18 protein-coding genes are annotated in these 17,900 nt (G+C 46.1%); 14 read left to right on the top strand and 4 right to left on the bottom strand.

What is annotated here, in order from left to right; genetic code table 11:
• Nucleotides 1–2 precede the first annotated feature (2 nt).
• Complete coding sequence (locus tag ACXHJ1_RS02410; protein WP_457905544.1) at nucleotides 3–950, top strand: ABC transporter substrate-binding protein; 948 nt, start codon at nucleotides 3–5, stop codon at nucleotides 948–950.
• Between the two features lie 162 nt (nucleotides 951–1,112).
• Here ACXHJ1_RS02410 and ACXHJ1_RS02405 read toward each other — a convergent pair whose 3' ends face one another.
• Complete coding sequence (locus tag ACXHJ1_RS02405; protein WP_029514841.1) at nucleotides 1,113–1,544, bottom strand: hypothetical protein; 432 nt, start codon at nucleotides 1,542–1,544, stop codon at nucleotides 1,113–1,115.
• A gap of 195 nt (nucleotides 1,545–1,739) precedes the next feature.
• On the opposite strand from ACXHJ1_RS02405, the gene ACXHJ1_RS02400 reads away from it, so the two are divergent.
• The 3 genes from ACXHJ1_RS02400 to ACXHJ1_RS02390 all read left to right on the top strand — a co-directional run bounded on the left by ACXHJ1_RS02400 (nucleotide 1,740) and on the right by ACXHJ1_RS02390 (nucleotide 4,021).
• Nucleotides 1,740–2,039: a hypothetical protein gene (locus ACXHJ1_RS02400; RefSeq protein WP_457906155.1), complete on the top strand. Its 300-nt coding sequence runs from the start codon at nucleotides 1,740–1,742 to the stop codon at nucleotides 2,037–2,039.
• Nucleotides 2,040–2,312: 273 nt separating this feature from the next.
• On the top strand, nucleotides 2,313–3,137 hold the full coding sequence (locus ACXHJ1_RS02395; protein ID WP_457905543.1) for an alpha/beta hydrolase: 825 nt from the start codon (nucleotides 2,313–2,315) through the stop codon (nucleotides 3,135–3,137).
• A 92-nt stretch (nucleotides 3,138–3,229) separates the two neighbouring features.
• A complete protein-coding gene (locus ACXHJ1_RS02390) occupies nucleotides 3,230–4,021 on the top strand; it encodes a dioxygenase family protein (RefSeq protein ID WP_045244204.1) in 792 nt (263 codons plus the stop codon).
• Between the two features lie 72 nt (nucleotides 4,022–4,093).
• Here the strand turns inward: ACXHJ1_RS02390 and ACXHJ1_RS02385 are convergent, their stop codons facing one another.
• Together ACXHJ1_RS02385 and ACXHJ1_RS02380 are read right to left on the bottom strand one after the other, a co-directional pair.
• Nucleotides 4,094–5,017, bottom strand: a complete 924-nt coding sequence (locus ACXHJ1_RS02385) for a hypothetical protein (RefSeq protein WP_153794987.1) — start codon at nucleotides 5,015–5,017, stop codon at nucleotides 4,094–4,096.
• Nucleotides 5,018–5,399: 382 nt separating this feature from the next.
• Entirely contained in the window at nucleotides 5,400–5,918 is a 519-nt protein-coding gene (locus ACXHJ1_RS02380) for a DoxX family membrane protein (protein ID WP_102998755.1), read from the bottom strand.
• A gap of 250 nt (nucleotides 5,919–6,168) precedes the next feature.
• On the opposite strand from ACXHJ1_RS02380, the gene ACXHJ1_RS02375 reads away from it, so the two are divergent.
• The 6 genes from ACXHJ1_RS02375 (at nucleotide 6,169) to corA (ending at nucleotide 12,981) form a co-directional block, all read left to right on the top strand.
• On the top strand, nucleotides 6,169–7,263 hold the full coding sequence (locus tag ACXHJ1_RS02375; protein WP_457905542.1) for a DUF3048 domain-containing protein: 1,095 nt from the start codon (nucleotides 6,169–6,171) through the stop codon (nucleotides 7,261–7,263).
• Nucleotides 7,264–7,451: 188 nt separating this feature from the next.
• On the top strand, nucleotides 7,452–8,066 hold the full coding sequence (locus ACXHJ1_RS02370) for a DUF47 domain-containing protein (protein ID WP_007428879.1): 615 nt from the start codon (nucleotides 7,452–7,454) through the stop codon (nucleotides 8,064–8,066).
• Between the two features lie 14 nt (nucleotides 8,067–8,080).
• The gene (locus ACXHJ1_RS02365; RefSeq protein WP_016819805.1) at nucleotides 8,081–9,070 is read left to right on the top strand and encodes an inorganic phosphate transporter; all 990 of its coding nucleotides are present in this window, start codon (nucleotides 8,081–8,083) and stop codon (nucleotides 9,068–9,070) included.
• 241 nt (nucleotides 9,071–9,311) lie between these two features.
• On the top strand, nucleotides 9,312–10,760 hold the full coding sequence (locus tag ACXHJ1_RS02360) for an amino acid ABC transporter substrate-binding protein/permease (RefSeq protein ID WP_457905541.1): 1,449 nt from the start codon (nucleotides 9,312–9,314) through the stop codon (nucleotides 10,758–10,760).
• Entirely contained in the window at nucleotides 10,753–11,481 is a 729-nt protein-coding gene (locus ACXHJ1_RS02355; protein ID WP_013369518.1) for an amino acid ABC transporter ATP-binding protein, read from the top strand. The genes ACXHJ1_RS02360 and ACXHJ1_RS02355 overlap by 8 nt, the downstream gene beginning before the upstream one ends.
• A gap of 540 nt (nucleotides 11,482–12,021) precedes the next feature.
• The gene (corA, locus tag ACXHJ1_RS02350; RefSeq protein ID WP_457905540.1) at nucleotides 12,022–12,981 is read left to right on the top strand and encodes a magnesium/cobalt transporter CorA; all 960 of its coding nucleotides are present in this window, start codon (nucleotides 12,022–12,024) and stop codon (nucleotides 12,979–12,981) included.
• Between the two features lie 6 nt (nucleotides 12,982–12,987).
• Here the strand turns inward: corA and ACXHJ1_RS02345 are convergent, their stop codons facing one another.
• Complete coding sequence (locus ACXHJ1_RS02345; protein WP_457905539.1) at nucleotides 12,988–13,503, bottom strand: tyrosine protein kinase; 516 nt, start codon at nucleotides 13,501–13,503, stop codon at nucleotides 12,988–12,990.
• 229 nt (nucleotides 13,504–13,732) lie between these two features.
• Between ACXHJ1_RS02345 and ACXHJ1_RS02340 the strand changes: the two genes are divergently transcribed.
• The 4 genes from ACXHJ1_RS02340 (at nucleotide 13,733) to rlmD (ending at nucleotide 17,879) form a co-directional block, all read left to right on the top strand.
• Nucleotides 13,733–14,023: a YerC/YecD family TrpR-related protein gene (locus tag ACXHJ1_RS02340; protein ID WP_007428885.1), complete on the top strand. Its 291-nt coding sequence runs from the start codon at nucleotides 13,733–13,735 to the stop codon at nucleotides 14,021–14,023.
• The gene (locus ACXHJ1_RS02335; RefSeq protein ID WP_107735086.1) at nucleotides 14,023–14,811 is read left to right on the top strand and encodes a sirohydrochlorin chelatase; all 789 of its coding nucleotides are present in this window, start codon (nucleotides 14,023–14,025) and stop codon (nucleotides 14,809–14,811) included. The genes ACXHJ1_RS02340 and ACXHJ1_RS02335 overlap by 1 nt, the downstream gene beginning before the upstream one ends.
• A gap of 177 nt (nucleotides 14,812–14,988) precedes the next feature.
• Entirely contained in the window at nucleotides 14,989–15,870 is an 882-nt protein-coding gene (locus ACXHJ1_RS02330; RefSeq protein WP_019686192.1) for a diacylglycerol kinase, read from the top strand.
• Nucleotides 15,871–16,094: 224 nt separating this feature from the next.
• The gene (gene rlmD / locus ACXHJ1_RS02325) at nucleotides 16,095–17,879 is read left to right on the top strand and encodes a 23S rRNA (uracil(1939)-C(5))-methyltransferase RlmD (protein ID WP_457905538.1); all 1,785 of its coding nucleotides are present in this window, start codon (nucleotides 16,095–16,097) and stop codon (nucleotides 17,877–17,879) included.
• Nucleotides 17,880–17,900: the final 21 nt, after the last annotated feature.

Below are 17,900 nucleotides of genomic sequence, written 5' to 3'. Positions count from 1 at the left end.
TCATGAGAAAAAATAGATTTGAGGGTTCAGGGCTTAAACGTTCGTGGGTAGCCCTGTCTCTTGTTGCATGCATGATCATGCTGTCCGCTTGTGGACAAGCAGCAGACAAACAGGCTAGCGATACGAAAGCGGACGATAGTGCCCAAACCACCATTAGTGCGGATTCGCGTATTGCTTCCATGTCTATTCATTTGACGAATAATCTGCTGGCATTGGGCATTACTCCAGCGGGTTCAGTTATTGGTGGAGATGTGAAAGATTTTCTGCCCCATGTAAAAGATCGTCTTCAAAATACTCGTAAGCTGGGAGTTGTCACAGACCCTGATATGGAAGCGGTACTGGAGCTTCAACCTGATCATATTTTCCTCGACAAAAAATATTCGGGAACCGATGTGGCCAAGTTCGAAAAGATTGCACCGACCGAGGTTTTTGATTTGGATGAGGGTACATGGAAGGATCAGTTGAAAAGAATAGCTGTTATGGTCAAACATGAAGCACAGGCAGATGCCTTTTTAAAGGATTATGATACCCAGAAGGAACGAGTCAAAAAGCTCATTCATTCCAAAATTGGAGACGGCACCGTCATGGCCGTACGTGTCACAGCGAAGGAAGTTCGTGTCATGGGCATGAAGCGTCCAGTGGGACCCCTGATGTATCAGGATTTGGGCTTGAAGCCAGCCAAAGGTGTGGAAAAGATCAACAAGGCCTATCAGGTTGTATCCCAAGAGGTTTTGCCGGATTATGATGCCGATGCCATCCTGGTGATTATCAGTAAGGGTGCGGATGCGCAAAAGGTATACAAGCAGCTAGAGGGGAATACAGTATGGCAAGGACTTAAGGCCGTGAAGCAAGGTCATGTCTACATGCTGGACGGACAGCCTTGGCTGGACTATTCTGCGATGGGGCACAAAATTGCATTAGATAATGCAGAACAACTATTTTCCAAATAAATGCTAAAGTACATCAAGCCGTATTCCCCATGCATCTTCTTGCAGGTGGGGATACGGCTTTTCTGACGATCCCCAAGCTTCAAGTCAGATGGCGATTGCAAATAAAAAGGAGCTGCTACGATTTCGTAATGAGGCAGCTCCAGCACTGTGAGAATTGCGAGGTTATGAATGTTTTTTACGCAGAAAAATCGGTTTGAGTCCAATAAAGCCAATAGCCGCGAGCACTAAATTCATCCATGGTGAGATTTTGAATACCGGCAGCACACTGCGCAGTGCAAGTCCGGCGACAAGAATGACAACAACCAGTACTACATACATCAAGATGGATTTGAAATTCATTTGGGGCTTTACGGGAGCATGGTCTGGTTGTTGTGTCTCCTCGCCTTCTTCCGGACGATCCATGAAATTCATCAGTGCTTCAACCAGCAGAATGGCACCTGCGGCGATGATGATGAGGGTGGAAAGGCTAATTTTTTCAAAAGGTTTGATATCCCCGCCTGTAAATGTGATAAACCAACCGATAATCGCCTGTGTCAAGAAAAACATGGACAAGGCAACCCATGCAATAAGCGTATAATTTTTTGCTTTATTCATTGCTTCCTCCTGCTTTATGATCGTATTCCAAGTTGATGGAATCGCCATTTTGTAACAAAGACAGTATACGTGAGGAAACGCCGGATGGCAAAAGGCTTATCCATTATGTATATTACCGCCGCATTCTCCTCAAACTGGATACAGGGTGAGCGCATGGAGCAACCTGAATATAAAACGTTGAGAGGATGTGGCATCATGGAACTGGAGAACCAGGCAGATTATTCGGTCCAAAAACGACTGACAGGTGCTCCGAACGGGAACAGCGGGGGAGCCTTGCTTGCAAACGTGAGTCACCGGAGCGTTCAAGGGACATCTCCAACGTACCGTATATTGGACGATACTGAATTGGCTGAGGACACAGAATTTGCAGGTGAACTGGGTGAACAGAGCTACCGCAGTCTGTGGCATGAGGATCCAAATAACGGCGCCTCTTGTAAACTGGAGTGGGAGGGACGAGTCGAAACCCACCAAATGTTCAGGCACAGCTACGAATAGCAAGTCGTCTACTTTAATGTAGAGATTGCACTCTAATAAGCGAGTAGTATGGCGTTCTCCGGCAAGCATCGGGGAGCGCCATTTGTTTACTTCCATATCAGTATGAACTGACAGGTTGACAAGGAAGCAGGGTGATGATAGACTGACTTTACTATAAAACTTATTAAACTTATCGGAATTAAAGTGAATGAATATTCTGGATGGATATTCCACGTTACTATATGAGCTGAGTGATGAAATGCTGTAATGAAGCTTGAAACAGGGGGAATCAGGATGGAACGGCAAATTGGAATTCGTTTTGAAGATGAGGAACTGGCCGCTACAATTCATTATCCAAACCGTACAAATGAGGGAGAGCGTCAAAGACGTGTTCCACTCGTTGTCATTTGCCACGGTTTTGTGGGCAATCGAATCGGAGTCGATCGATTATTTGTCAAGACTGCGCGTGAACTGGCTGAAGGGGGGTATTTTGTACTGCGCTTTGATTTTGCTGGTTGTGGTGAAAGTACGGGTGAATACGGCAAGCAGGGGCTCGAATCCATGATCAATCAGACACGCGCCGTGTTGGATTACGTCGTGAATTGCGCGGACATTGACCCGACCAAGGTGACGCTGATCGGTCACAGTCTGGGGGGCGCAGTTGCCCTTCTCACAGCCGTTCGGGACAAGAGAGTACAGAACCTGGTCCTTTGGTCAGCTGTCGGTTATCCGTTCAACGACATTGTCAAAATTACGGAGCGAAGCGTATACGACGAATCTGTTAAAACCGGTCATGCAGACTACCGGGGCTATAAGTTCACACCAACTTATTTTGAGTCATTAGCTCAATTCCAACCGTTCCAGGAGGCCGTTAAATTTAACGGTGATGTGCTCGTTATTCATGGCACCTCGGATGATATCATTCCTGTGGATTATGCGTTTCTGTTTCAAAAGGTGTTCTGGATGCGTCCAGAGGGACGCTGTGATAAGGAAATTATTTTTCAGGGAGATCACACTTTCTCATCAGGTAAAGAGCGGCAACAGCTGATTGACCGTACACTGGAATGGCTGGATGAACAAGAAAATATTCAACGGGATTGGCAGCACTGGATGATCTGATTTCAGGGTGTAACGGTTTGTATTGGAAATTGTGCCTCCGCCGGAGTAAAATGAAAGAGTAACACTATACTGGCGTGTGGAGGTTGGCAGCGATGACATTACCCTCAATTTTTGTTGCGCATGGTTCACCGACACTGGCTGTAGAAAATAACGCATATACCAGTTTTCTTGCAAAGCTGGGCGCGAGCCTGCCCCGACCCAAAGGAATTGTCATTTTTTCCGCGCATTGGGATAGCCCCGATCAATGTATCGGCGCGGATGATCAGCATGCAGCGTTGCACGATTTCTACGGCTTTCCTGAAGAAATGTACACTCTTGATTACCCTGCACCAGGCGATCCAAAGCTGTATGAGGAGATAGGGCATCTGTTCAGTCAGCATAACCTGTTCCACCAGCCGGTTCGGAACCGGGGACTGGATCATGGAGCATGGGTGGTTTTGCGACATATATATCCTGATGCGGACATACCGGTCGTACCCTTATCCATTGATTCACGGCGCGATCCTCAGGAGCAATACGAGATTGGACGGATGCTGGCGCCACTGCGTGATCAAGGGATTTTGATCCTCGGTAGTGGAGGCTTGGTCCACAACTTGCGGACACTCAAACAGACGAGTGAGCCAGCCGATTGGGCCGTTCAATATGATGACTGGATCGCACAGCAGCTTCAAGACTGGAATTTGCGTCATCTGTTCCAATATGACAAGAAGGCTCCGTATGCCAAGCAGGCGGTTCCTTCGTATGGAATAGAGCATTTTTCACCTTTGTTTTACGTGATGGGAGCTGCCGATCATGATCGCTCCGCGCGTAAGCTTTTTCAGTCGTATGTCCTTGGCTCATTGAGTCTCAATTGTTGGGCTTTTGGTCAAGAAAGTGATCTGTAAATGTAAGAAAAAGAACTTCCGAAACCACATGATGTGTGGGGTTGGAAGTTCTTTTGGTCTGTTCCTCTTTGATTAATTAGCAGGCACCTTCTTTTTTAGCCAGGCGGATACTTGCGTAGTTCGCTTATCTTCATTTTGATCTAGTAGTGTCATAAATGCCTTTAGCTTTTGAATGTAGGGACTCTTCGAATCCCTGTTGCGCTGAATGATTAGCTGATATCCTTTTTTGGCACTGGGGCGAATCTTGTTGGTGTCATCATCGAATAATGGTGTATTGTTCGTACCATAAAAAGTATAGAAGAAATAGAGATCATGTAATGATTTGACTGCTTGTGTACGATTGGAATGCGGATATTGGGTTATAAACGACTCTTGCGCCAGCACTCTTCCGGCTAACTGTTGATAACCGATGTGTAAAGCTGCATCCTTGGTAGCCGGCTGTCCAGATTCCGTCGCCATGATGTCAATATAGTCGCGGATATCTGCGGTAATGTTATTTCCGAACACTTTATATTTCTCATAATTGATGACTGGGTAAAACATGCCTTCTGCGGTTTCAAGTTTGTAGCCGGCATCTCTTGATTGAGTGAGTAGCTTTTTCAGCTTTGTATCACTTGTCCGACTGATTACATTAGTGAACGAATCACCAGGTTTATAGACTTGATTAATCTTAGTTTGAATAGAGGTCGGATATAAGGCCTGTGCATATGAATCCAATTGCTGTTTTTGTGCATTTTCCAAGTGTAGCACTAGGATGGTAGCTTGAGAGGCCGGAATGGATTGGATATGCTTTTGTAAATAAGTGAATGCCTGAGGTAACTTGCCTGGTTGGCGTAGTAGCTGCTCGAAGGTTTTCGAAATATGTTGCACACCTTCTGCTTGAGATATTGTAGTAGATGTCGCTGCTTTGGCTGATGTCGTAGATCCCAATCCGATCGTCTGTACTGTGAAAGTTACTGCTGCGAGCATGAGGTAGGCTTTGGTGATTTTTTTCATGATATAACCCTCCATTGCGTTCTTTGATGTAACTGTAGTGTACAGGGTAAATGTATCGTGAACATTCCATGTTGTATCCAACTTGTAAACGTTTGTGGGGGAAGATGAATCCGAAAAAGGAGTCTCCAAGTCAGAGTGGACTTGAGGACTCCTTTGTTCATTTTAATAGAGGAGGGGCAGCATGGTCACACATACAAGCAGCATAGCTGCACAAAAACACCAAGAGAAGCAGCATAGCTGCACAAAAACACCGAAGAGAAGGAGCATAGCTGCAAAAAACCCAAAGAGAAGTAGCATAGCTGCAAAAAACACCAAAGAGAAGCAGCATAGCTGCACAAAAAAACAACCATTAGCCAGAGGATAACGGTTGTTTTTTGGGTAGTTAAGCTATTTTTCGATTGGGGTCCGTTTGATAAGTATCTTTATTTTTACCAAACAGTCCACGCAGGAAGGGCATTACCCAACGGTCAAAGCCGATTCTTCCGGCATTTGCACCAGCAACGATAAGGAAGATTTCAACCAACAGGTAGATTGCATTGGTGCTTACTGTACCCGAGAACAGGAACGAGAAGTTCATAACCATAGCCATCAAAGTAGCCAGTGTAGTCAATGTACCAAGCAGTAGGCCAACCCCGACCAAGAACTCACCCAATGGGATCAGGACGTTGAACAAACCGACATTCGGCAGGGCAAAGGCTTCAAGGAACGATCCCCACCAGCCTTGTACAGCGGGATGATCTCCACCTGTTTTAGCAATGGCCCCCGAGATAAATCCACCTGCATCGAATCCGCCAGTCAGCTTCTCAAGTCCGTGGGTCATCCATTCATAACCTAGATAAACCCGTACTACAGTCAGCAGCCACATTGCTACTTTGTTCTCACGTAACCAGTTGTTAAACATTTAAACCACTCCTCTTTCTTAATCTATAATGATGGGTTGTATTTCATTTTGTTTGGGATGATCATCTTTGCTACACCTTTATTGTATTAGGTTCAGTTACAGTTATTTGTGATAAAAATCACAAAGTCTAAATATTTTTTAAATTTTAATGTCTTCAGATAAGTATTCTATAGAGAGGTAATGCCTCAATCAAGACAAAAACAGGAAATAAAGCTTATAATGAGAAAAATAACTATGTGGAGGGATGAACTTGTTCGGGCCCATGTCTCAACGAAATCATTGGCTGCGTGTGATGGCCTCAGCTCTGTTATGCATGACAATGATGTCTTGTTCTGCTTTGTCCAATACGGGTGAATCTGAATCCGTTCCCAAACCGACCCAGCAAGAAACAGAGAAAAAGGTGCTTGAACCGCCTAAGGAGCCATCTGTTCCGGCATTTACAGCTCCGCTTATCGGGCTTCCGGTGGAGCAGCCTGTTATAGAGCGGCCGCTGGCTGTCATGATTAACAATGCTCCGGCTGCGCGTCCACAGGCGGGGCTTAGCCAGGCAGACATGGTATATGAGGTTCTTGCAGAAGGCGGAATTACCCGTTTGGTAGCTTTTTTCCAAAGTCATGGTGGTGATGTGAAGATCGGTCCGGTCCGCAGCATCCGACCGTATTTGATTGAACTGGGCGAAACCTATGGTGCGTTGCCGATACATGCAGGGGGAAGTACAGATGCCTATGCGATTTTACAGCAGCAGCGGAAGGAGCATCTGGACGAGATTTCAAATGGAGGGGCTTACTTCTGGCGAAGTAAAGACCGTCGTCCTCCACATAATTTATACACAGATGTGAGCAGACTGCGTAAAGGAAGCGATAGCAAAGGGTATGCCAAGCAGACGGAGGTTCCAGTATATCGTTATCTTAAAACTGGCGAAACTCCAGTTATGGTGGACGAGAGTGTTGCCTCTTTGCACATCCGATTTTTGTTAAAAAGCTATCGCGTATCTTATACCTATGATCCAGCTGATCAACGATATAAGCGTTTTGTGAACGAAAAGTCACATCTAGATCAAAATAATAATCAACAGCTCTCAGCGGCCAATGTGATTGTGATGAGCACGAGGCATCGAACGTTGGATGATGTAGGTAGACTAAGTGTTGAGCTGGACGGTAGTGGAGAAGCCATGGTGTTTCAACAAGGAAAGCTAATACGTGCTGAATGGCAGCATATATCTGGCGATGCGATTCGGTTTATGAAAAATGGGGTTGAAATCCCGTTAACGCCAGGTACATCCTATATACATGTGGTACCTGCAGATACTTCACTAGCCGAACATGTAACAACAGAAGCAAGTTAGAAAACGTAATACTCCTTTTTAGGGAAAAATTGTCGGATAATGACCTTCCATGTCGGGCATTGTATACGTATATCTAGAAATTTGCTTTTACAAACATTACAAAAACATTGATGAGTGTGATAAGATAGCAAAGGTTGTCTATTGCAGTCGAAACAGGTTGCGGATATTTTCGTAAAGGGGTAATCGTTATGAGATTGAAGAAAAAGGATATATTCTTCGAGACGTTGGAAAATATGGCAGATACGATCGTGCAAGCAGCCGATTATTTTGCCCAACATACTTCAAATCTTCAAGATGTGACTTTGTTTACCAATGAGATGAAGAAGTATGAAAATAAGTGTGATGATTACACACACACGATTATTACTGAGTTGAACAAGACCTTCATTACGCCGCTCGAACGCGACGACATCATGGAACTGACAACGACCATGGATGATGTGCTGGACGGTCTTGAAGCGACAGCCTCTCGTTTTTATATGTACAACATTACAGAGCCGGACGAGTATATTGTGCAGTTCGCTGATATTTTGCGTCAATCAGCTTACGAAATTCAAAAGGCTGTACATTTGCTTTCACAGAAAAAATTGCTGGCTATTCGTGAATACACCATTCGCCTGAATGATTTGGAAAATCAGGGGGATGAATTACTGCGTATTTGCATCAAAAACCTGTTTGCAACTGTAACTGATCCTATTGAGCTGATTAAACGCAAAGAATTGTACGAACGCCTTGAAACGACAACGGATTCATGCGAGGATGTTGCAAATATGCTGGAATCCATCATTATGCGTAACTCGTAAGGGAGTCCTTTTACATGGATACAAGTTTACTGGTACTAGGTATTGTTATTTTTCTTGCTCTGGCATTTGATTTTATTAATGGATTTCATGATACGGCGAACGCAATTGCTACTTCGGTCTCGACCCGTGCATTGACGCCGCGACGTGCGATTATTATGGCTGCGGTTATGAACTTTCTCGGAGCGATCTTGTTTACCGGGGTTGCCAAGACCATTGGTGGAAGTGTCGCTGATCCAACCAAGCTTACGAACGGAATTGATATCGTCATTGCGACGTTGATCGCCGCTATTATCTGGAATCTCTTGACTTGGTGGTTCGGTATTCCTTCATCCTCTTCCCATGCATTGATTGGTGCGTTGGCCGGAGCGGTGTATGTAGGTGCAGGACAGGATAAATTAAATTGGAGCGGCTTCATCGGGATTGTTGAGGGTCTTATTTTCTCCCCGTTGATTGCTTTTGTTGTCGGTTACATTGTGATGATGATTTTGAAATACATCTTTGCTTATCGCAGTCCGCATACGGTGAACAAGGGTTTCCGTACCATGCAGGTGATTACGGCAGCTATTCAGTCGTTTACGCATGGTACGAATGATGCTCAGAAGGCGATGGGGATTATCACGTTTGCACTCGTCTCGGCAGGGTATCAAGACCATTTGGAAGTACCTATGTGGGTGAAAATCTCAGCTGCAACAGCCATGGCACTTGGTACGTCTATTGGGGGCTGGAAGATCATCAAGACGATGGGAACTAAGATTTTTAAAATTGACCCAATCAATGGATTTGCAGCCGACGTTTCGGGAGCCTCCGTTATATTCACAGCTACTTTGCTTCATTTGCCAGTAAGTACCACTCATGCTATTACTTCGGCGATTCTGGGTGTAGGGTCTGCGAAGCGTTTTAGTGCGGTTCGCTGGTCACTAGCTGGTCGTATTGTAATAACCTGGGTAATAACGATTCCAATTTCTGCGCTATTGTCAGGTTTGATATTCAAAATTCTTTTCTAGTTTTCTTCATGGTTTCTAGAAAAAGAACATACAATATAGGATACACAATAAGCTTCCGTCCGCTTTTTGCGGCAGGGGCTTATTGGCATTCTCGGGCAAAAATGCATCTCTAAAGTTTACACATCCAGATAGTTCCATGAGATGTTTTTTAAAAAATACCTGACATCAAAGTAGTCAATTTTTAATAACTCCTGTAGAATAAACAGAAAACTTTGAACCGTTCAACTGACTGGAGGATCTTATGCAAAAACCAAGAAAACTAATAGCACTCATGATTTGTTTGTTTTCTGTGGTTGCCCTGGCCGGTAATTTCGGTGTAGTGGCTCACGCAGAAAATAAAACAAAGTATGATATCGGCACGGATACAACGTTCGCGCCTTTTGAGTTTGAAGATGTAAATGGTAAATTTGTCGGAATTGATATGGATTTACTGGCAGCTATTGCTAAGGACCAGAATTTTGAGTATACCGTTAAGCCACTTGGCTTTAACGCGGCAGTGCAGGCCCTTGAAACGAATCAAGTGGATGGTGTCATTGCCGGGATGAGTATTACAGATGAACGCAAGCAAAAATTTGATTTTTCTGAGCCCTATTTCGACTCAGGTGTTGTCATGGCGGTCCGTAAGGATAATGATACGATTAAACGCTATGAGGACTTGAAAGGACAGCGTGTCGCTGTCAAAACAGGAACAGAAGGCTACACATTTGCGGAATCTATTAAGGAAAAATATGGCTTTACTACCGTTCCGTTCGACGATTCTTCTCAAATGTATGATGAAGTTAAAACAGGTAACTCGGTTGCCTGCTTTGATGATTATCCGGTACTGGCATACGGTGTGACTCAGAATAATGGTCTTAAGCTGGTGACTGATAAGGAAAAAGGTGGCTCTTACGGTTTCGCTGTCAACCAAGGCAAAAATGCGGAGCTGCTGGAAAAATTCAATGCAGGGCTTGTGAATCTTCGTAACAGCGGGGAATATGACAAAATTATGTCCAAATACCTGGGAGAATCCGGCAAAGGTGTGGCTCCTGTAGAACGCAGCCGCTGGGAACTCATTTCCGCTTCGCTGCCTGCGTTGATTAAAGGGATGGGAAATACGCTGTTATACACCCTGGTATCCTTGCTCGTAGCCTTTTTGCTGGGACTGGTGTTTGGCTTTATGAAAGTGAGCCATAACAAGGTGTTCCGCGGTATTGCAACTGTTTTCGTTGATGTATTCCGTGGTATTCCACTGATCGTACTTGCATTCTTTATTTACTTCGGTATCCCACAGGCACTCGATTTTAAAATGCCGCTTTTTGTCGCGGCGGTGTTGACGTTATCCCTAAACGCTGGTGCTTATGTGACCGAAATTATTCGCGGGGGTATTCAGTCCATTGATCCGGGACAAATGGAAGCCGCTCGTTCGCTTGGTTTGCCGTATCGGACAGCCATGCTGAAGATCATTCTGCCACAAGCTGTGAAAATCATGATCCCGTCGTTTATCAATCAGTTGGTTATTACGTTGAAGGATACGTCCATTCTGTCGGTTATCGGTCTGGTTGAATTGACTCAATCGGGCAAAATCATTATTGCACGGACGTTCCAATCCTTTGATATTTGGCTGGTCGTTGCGGTGATGTATCTTATCGTCATTACAGTCCTGACCAAAATTTCCAACCGTCTTGAAGGGAGAGTTCGCCGTGGGTAAGATTATCGTTAAAAACCTGAAAAAAAGCTATGGCAGTAACCAGGTGCTGAAAGGCATTGACATGCAAGTACGGGAAGGCGAAGTTGTATGCGTCATTGGACCTTCGGGTTCAGGGAAAAGTACGTTTTTACGTTGTATGAATATGCTGGAGGAAATTACAGCTGGTGAGGTCATCGTCGATGATTACAAATTAGGTGACAAAAACGTGGACATTAACAAGGTCCGTGAAAATATAGGGATGGTGTTTCAGCATTTCAATCTGTTCCCGCATATGACGGTGCTCAAGAACATTATGTTCGCGCCGACTGAGCTGGGCAAACAGACGAAGACAGAGGCCCGCGAGACAGCTATGAAGTTGCTGGATCGCGTAGGTTTGGCCGATAAGGCAGATGCATTGCCAGGACAGCTTTCCGGGGGTCAGAAGCAGCGTGTGGCGATTGCACGTGCGCTGGCAATGAACCCAGACATTATGCTGTTCGACGAGCCAACCTCGGCGCTTGATCCTGAAATGGTGGGCGAAGTGCTCGGCGTAATGAAAGATCTGGCACGCGAAGGTATGACGATGATGATCGTAACGCATGAGATGGGCTTTGCCCGGGAAGTAAGCGACCGTGTCGTATTTATGGACGGTGGTTACATCGTGGAAGAAGGAACACCGCAAGAGGTATTTGGTAATCCGAAAAACGAGCGGACCATTAGTTTCTTGGAGAAAGTATTGTAAGTGGGCTAGGGTTTACTTTGAGCGCAGATAGAGATGTGTGTGACGCTCCGCATTCCATTTGATCTTCCGATCGCTGTTGCCTCTGAATTTTTTTGGATTATGTAACACATGAAAAGGTTAGAATTCAGGGGCAAAGGCGAGCGCTTCGCTTCTCCAGATTCAAATGGACCGCTCCGCTACTGCCCGCTGAATCTGCTCCTTTCTTGGCAAAAGCCTGCCCCACTTTTAAATGAGTGGGTATAGGCAGCGGAATTGGCGCAGCGCTTTGCTTGTTGCGCCGAGGGGGATATAGCGAGTAAGTATCATTCGATTTGAATGGTGGAACCGGGCATCCCACAACTGTATAAGAAATGGAAAAAAGATTTAAGGGGTAACGAATGAATTATTTTAAGGATATCTTCGGGAGCGTGCTGGCCCGGAGATATCCTTTTCTTCATTAGAGCATATGAAACCTAGAACTTGAGATTTGTATAATGTGGAATGGCTTATATAAAATATAAATAACACATAAGACGGCAGTATAAGCGAGGGGGACGTACGGTGATACGTACATTGACTATAGGGCACGATCATCAGGTGACGGTGGGACAACCGTTAGAGCAGATTGTCATGGAAGATTACATATGGATCTGGGCTGACTTTAACGAGCCTACAGATCAAGAGTCAGAGCTGCTGACGAGTTATTTTCATTTTCACCCGCTGGCTGTAGAGGATTGTATGCATGTTCTGCAACGTCCCAAGTTGGATTATTACGAGAATGTACAGTTTCTGGTGGTACATGCGCTTGATGTAGATACATTAAAGGCGGAAGAGGTGGATATGTTTATTAGCAGCCGTTTTTTGGTTACATATCACCATCATGAACTAGAGGAGCTGGATCAGGCCTGGGAGCGGATTGTCGAGCATGCGAACGAACGCAAAATATGGTCTCGCGGACCGCTGGCTGCAGCTTATACAGTGATGGACAAGCTGGTAGACAACTATTTTCCAAGCCTTTTCATCATTGAGGATGAATTAGCCGAACTGGAAGGTTTGGGCGCACACGAATCGGTAGAGGAATTAATGAAGCAGGTGTTTGACCTGCGTGGCAGGTTGCTCAAGCTGCGCCGTACAATCGTCCCGATGCGTGATCTGATGTACCGAGTTTTGAATTCGCAGCATGTGCAGGGTCAGGGGGATCATATGGCTTATTTTACGGATATCTATGATCATTTATTGAAGCTGACGGACATGCTGGAGGCCGACCGCGAGATGACAGCCGACCTGAGAGACAGTTACATATCGCTTAATTCCAATCGCATGAATTCAATTATGAAGACGCTGACTGTAATTACGACCGTTTTTATGCCCTTGACGCTGATTGCAGGAATTTATGGTATGAATTTTTCGAATATGCCCGAGTTGGGCTGGAAATATGGATATTTTGGCGTACTGCTCTTTATGTTCTTATTGAGTGTTGCGATGGTGGTGTGGTTTATGCGCCGAGGTTGGTTTAAATAAAATAGCCTACTTTCTTGTGCGTTTGCGCGGACGTCTGCGCGGGGTTGTGGAACTTTTGCGCTGTGTCTTTTTCCGGCGTCGGCGTGGTGGTGTATATTCATCCAGTTCCTCAGTAATTGGTGTTGTCGTTTTTTTGCTTGCGTTTTTGTTGAATGCTGGGAGCGAGCCCATAATCAGTTTTGCCATCGGAGCAAATTGCTGCACGCTAGACATGATCTTTTGTACCTTGCCGACCGTAGCAACAATCCCGTCAATACCGCCCATACGGTCAATAATACCTTTAATATCGTTGAGATTACCAAGATTGCCAAGACCGCCAAGCAGCCCTCCTTTGGCTGGGGCGGGGTCTGGCGTGACCACGGCGGCATCTGTTATGCTCGCTGGTGCCTCATAAGGCACCACGGCGGAGGAATCGACTTGCGGAACCTCGCTGTAGGGATCGAGTCCAGGGTAAGGAGTTGAACTATACGGATCGGAAATGGAACGCGTGTGCGCCCTCCGATGATAGTAATGTCCAGGCATGAGATCACATTCCTTTGCAGATTGATACTCTACTGTATGTTACAAACGCACAGTGGGTTTAGGCACGTGTCCTGAAATGAGGTATAAAAGCGGATTTGGGCATTCGTACAGGAAGTTTCTGTAGTCATGTAATGTTGTTCTGTAATGCGTGAAACCGTTAATGCTTGAAAAACTAACTATTTGTCGAGTACAATGAGGAGAGATTGTAACCTTTGGGAGATGATAATCTATGCAGCTTAAAAAGCTTAATGATAAAAGTATTGATCAATTGTTCGAAGCTATTTTAACTCTTAAAAATTTGGAAGAGTGCTATGTATTTTTTGATGATCTGTGCACAATTAACGAAATTCAATCCCTCTCCCAACGTCTGGAGGTTGCCCGCATGCTTGGCAAAGGCAGCACATATAATCAGATTGAAGCTGAGACAGGCGCCAGTACAGCCACCATTTCACGTGTGAAACGTTGCCTGAACTATGGGAATGACGGGTATAAAATGACTCTGGAACGTCTAGGTCGCTAATGCAGAGCCCTGGGATACTAGTCATCAGCCATGGCTCTAGAGAGCCATATTGGGTGGAACAGGTGGATCAGGCAGTTGCAAAGCTTCAATTGCTGGAAGCAATGCCGGTAGAGGTTTCATTTTTGGAAACGGTTAAAGGAAGATTGATTCAAGATGGGATTGACCGTCTGGAAGCCTTGGGGGTAACAGATTTACTGGTTATTCCTTTGTTTGTGTCGTCAGGCAGTACGCATGTAGATGAAATTAGCTATGCGCTGGGAGTCAAAGCTGCGCCAGACAAAGAAACGGATTTGGAGCCGTTTCGATTGAAGGCACGTGTGCATTTGGGTAGTCCATTGGATGATGGCGAAGATGTTGCCCGCATGGTGTGGGACAAGGTTCGCCCGTTGTCGGTCGATCCTGCGAGAGAGGTCATTTTACTCGTAGGACACGGGAGCGCGCACAACGGCTTTCTTCAGCGCTGGGAGCAAGGAATTTCCTCGTTGGCCCGTACGGTGCAAAACGTGAGTGGTATCATCACGGATTACGCTTTGCTAAATCCTGAGGGTGTGCATGACAAGGCAGCGTATTGGAATCAGGAGCGGGGTCATGATGTTATTGTGGCACCGCTGTTTTTGAGTTCGGGTTATTTTACAAGTCATATGATTCCCAAACGCTTACAGGGACTCGATTATCGTTACTCAGGAGATCCTTTATTGCCGCATCCTTTGCTTACAAGCTGGATGGACAGACAAGTTTGTGAACTGTTACAGAGTATGCAGAAACAAGCAAGGACTGACAATAGATAAGATGGTCTGAATTCGGTGATAGTGTTTCTAACCTGAAATTCCCTTATTTGGATAGTGAATGGCTTCTTTTATTGTAAAAGAGGTCTTTTTCCAGTATGATGATATTTTGTACAGACTGAATGTGATGAACTGCGATGTGAATATAAATATCATTAAATATACGGGTGGCGTAACGGAATGAAAAGAGCTAGATTAATCTATAACCCGACCTCTGGGCGTGAGGAAATGAAACGTCGCCTTGCGGATGTCTTGCAGCGCCTGGATGAAGGTGGCATTGAGGCCTCTTGCCATGCAACTACAGGAGAAGGGGACGCAACGCGTGCCGCAACAGAGGCCGTTGAGCGTGGCTATGATATGATTATTGCCGCTGGTGGCGATGGTACATTGTATGAGGTCATCAACGGGATGGCTGAAAGGGAAAACCGCCCGCCTCTGGGTGTGTTTCCTCTGGGAACGACGAATGATTTTGCCAGAGCACTGGGCATTCCCAAGCACTGGGAGGATTATTGTGACCTTGTTATTCGTCAAAATCCGAAGCCACTGGATATCGGAAAAGCCAATGACCGCTACTTTATCAACATCGCAGGCGGCGGAACTTTAACCGAGCTTACGTATGAAGTTCCAAGCAAGCTCAAAACGATGATTGGCCAATTGGCGTATTATTTTAAAGGTATGGAGAAAATGGTCAGCCTTGCTCCACAGGAGCTGATCATCAAGGCAACGGGCCAGGAAGTGATTCACGACGAATTTATGCTTTTCCTGATCGCGAATACAAATTCGGTGGGCGGGTTTGAAAAGCTTGCTCCTGGGGCGACAATAGATGATGGACTGCTCGATGTCATCGCTGTGCGCAAATGCAATCTGGCGGAAATGATCCGCTTGGTTACACTTGCGCTGCGCGGAGAGCACTTGCAGGACAAAAAAATCGTTTATTTCAGAACCGATTACATGGAAGTGACCTCACCTGGCTATGTCCAGCTTAATCTGGATGGCGAACTGGGCGGTACCTTGCCAGCGACTTTCCGGAATTTACCTCATCATTTGAATGTGTTTCGGTAGGAAGGGGATCGGAAATGATTTTATTTCCGGTTGGTTGAGTAGTTCGATATACAGAACGCAGAGTGGATAGTTGTTTTTTGTAGGGAACATATCGGTCCTTGCCGTTCTCCGTGGGGAGTAACGGCATTTTCGAGTTGATGTTTAAACATCGTCTAGATGACGATTTGAATGATGTGGCTGAATGAAGATAAGCATGAAAAGAAGAACAGAAAGAAGTGACCATCATGACGAATAACCGTAGCGGACGTGGAAAAAGCCGCCGGAATACAGCAACAACAACTCCAGTTCAAGGAAAGCAGCACCACAAGACCATACAGGCGAAAAAAGAGAGAGAACTGGAACAGTCACGAGTTGGAGCTGGGAATAGAATGCTTCGGGCTGGAACCGAAAGCAAAAGTGGAAATATGGATAATTCGGATCGAAAAATGCGGGGGGATGAACGGAAATCTCGTCATTTTTCCAAAGATGAACGGAGTAACGATAGACGGAATCAGGAAGCTTCCAATCGTAGCAGGTCTAATGCAGAGCGTAGCGATCTGCCTGTGCAAAAGAATGATGAGGCCGTGATAGACATCATCGGCATGAACCATGATGGCGAGGGTGTAGGGCGTGTCGAGGGTTTTACGCTGTTCGTTCCGGGCGCGTTACCGGGTGAAAAGGTACGGGTCAAGGTGCTGAAAACAAAAAAGCAATATGGCTATGCCAAGCTTCTGGATATCGCGCAATCTAGCCCTGACCGGATCGCAGCTCCGTGCGCTATCTACGATCAATGCGGCGGTTGTCAGCTCCAGCATATGAGCTACGAAGCGCAGCTGGGCTGGAAACGACAGCATGTGGTGGATGTGCTGGAACGTATCGGAAAGCTGAGTGTGGCTACAGATGGTGAGGCCGATACAGCCAAGGCTTCTGATTCGGCCATGAATGACGGCGGGTTAAATGCTGACAGCATGTCCGTTCATTTGCGGCGTGTACAAGGCGTAGTCGTGCATCCTACACTCGGTATGAGTGAGCCTTGGCGGTACCGCAACAAAGCCCAAGTGCCGATTGGTGTCACCGAAGGTGGGCTTGTCGGCGGCTTTTACGCACGTGGCAGCCATCGCATTGTGGATATGAATACCTGTCTCATTCAGGACGAGCGCAATGACGAAGTTGTCGCACGTGTCAAAGAGATTGGCCGAATGCTGGGCATCAGTGCATATAATGAAGAAACCGGACGCGGGCTGTTGCGTCATGTCGTTGTGAAGACCGCTTTTCGCACAGGTGAAATGATGCTAGTCCTCGTCACAAATGGGCGAGATATTCCGCACGCAGATGCGTGGATTGGCAGTATTCGTGAGCACATCCCACACGTGGCAAGCATATGCCAGAACGTGAACACGAAGCGAACGAACGTTATTTTTGGCGACGAGACTCGTGTACTGTGGGGGCGTGACGTGATCTACGATTACATTGGAAACGTCCAGTTTGCGATTTCCGCGCGATCCTTTTATCAGGTGAATCCCGTACAAACGGAAGTACTGTATGGCAAAACCGTCGAATATGCCGGTCTCACGGGCAAAGAAACGGTTATTGATGCGTATTGCGGCATCGGCACGATCTCTTTGTTCCTCGCTCAGCATGCAGACCAGGTGTATGGGGTGGAGATCGTCAAAGAAGCCATCGACGATGCACGAAGTAATGCGCTATTGAACGAAATGCGTAATGTGAAATTTGAGGTAGGCGCGTCCGAGGACGTCATTCCTGCATGGAAAGAGCAAGGGATCACCGCCGACGTTATCGTCGTCGACCCACCCCGCAAGGGCTGCGATCCACGCCTGCTCGACACCATTCTGGAGATGAACCCAGAACGCGTGGTGTATGTATCCTGTAACCCAAGCACACTGGCGCGGGATTTAAGGATATTGGAGGATGGCGGGTACAGTACAGCGGAAGTACAGCCTGTAGATATGTTCCCGCATACGGTTCATGTGGAGTGCGTGGCGTTGTTGGAATGGCGGGGTTTGGAATAAGTGAATGTTTGAGTTGGGGAC

The organism is Paenibacillus sp. ALE2 (assembly GCF_054113385.1).
The sequence above is the reverse complement of the archived record's forward strand: the minus strand, read 5'-3'. Positions and strand labels throughout refer to the sequence as shown.

Coding starts and splice junctions, on each gene's coding strand:
- ACXHJ1_RS02390 (WP_045244204.1), top strand. CDS start 3,230: ATGACATTACCCTCAATTTTTGTTGCGCATGGTTCACCGACACTGGCT.
- ACXHJ1_RS02385 (WP_153794987.1), bottom strand. CDS start 5,017: ATGAAAAAAATCACCAAAGCCTACCTCATGCTCGCAGCAGTAACTTTC.
- ACXHJ1_RS02330 (WP_019686192.1), top strand. CDS start 14,989: ATGAAAAGAGCTAGATTAATCTATAACCCGACCTCTGGGCGTGAGGAA.
- ACXHJ1_RS02370 (WP_007428879.1), top strand. CDS start 7,452: ATGAGATTGAAGAAAAAGGATATATTCTTCGAGACGTTGGAAAATATG.
- ACXHJ1_RS02380 (WP_102998755.1), bottom strand. CDS start 5,918: ATGTTTAACAACTGGTTACGTGAGAACAAAGTAGCAATGTGGCTGCTG.
- ACXHJ1_RS02340 (WP_007428885.1), top strand. CDS start 13,733: ATGCAGCTTAAAAAGCTTAATGATAAAAGTATTGATCAATTGTTCGAA.
- ACXHJ1_RS02410 (WP_457905544.1), top strand. CDS start 3: ATGAGAAAAAATAGATTTGAGGGTTCAGGGCTTAAACGTTCGTGGGTA.
- ACXHJ1_RS02335 (WP_107735086.1), top strand. CDS start 14,023: ATGCAGAGCCCTGGGATACTAGTCATCAGCCATGGCTCTAGAGAGCCA.
- ACXHJ1_RS02365 (WP_016819805.1), top strand. CDS start 8,081: ATGGATACAAGTTTACTGGTACTAGGTATTGTTATTTTTCTTGCTCTG.
- ACXHJ1_RS02345 (WP_457905539.1), bottom strand. CDS start 13,503: ATGCCTGGACATTACTATCATCGGAGGGCGCACACGCGTTCCATTTCC.
- ACXHJ1_RS02400 (WP_457906155.1), top strand. CDS start 1,740: ATGGAACTGGAGAACCAGGCAGATTATTCGGTCCAAAAACGACTGACA.
- ACXHJ1_RS02395 (WP_457905543.1), top strand. CDS start 2,313: ATGGAACGGCAAATTGGAATTCGTTTTGAAGATGAGGAACTGGCCGCT.
- rlmD (WP_457905538.1), top strand. CDS start 16,095: ATGACGAATAACCGTAGCGGACGTGGAAAAAGCCGCCGGAATACAGCA.
- ACXHJ1_RS02405 (WP_029514841.1), bottom strand. CDS start 1,544: ATGAATAAAGCAAAAAATTATACGCTTATTGCATGGGTTGCCTTGTCC.
- ACXHJ1_RS02360 (WP_457905541.1), top strand. CDS start 9,312: ATGCAAAAACCAAGAAAACTAATAGCACTCATGATTTGTTTGTTTTCT.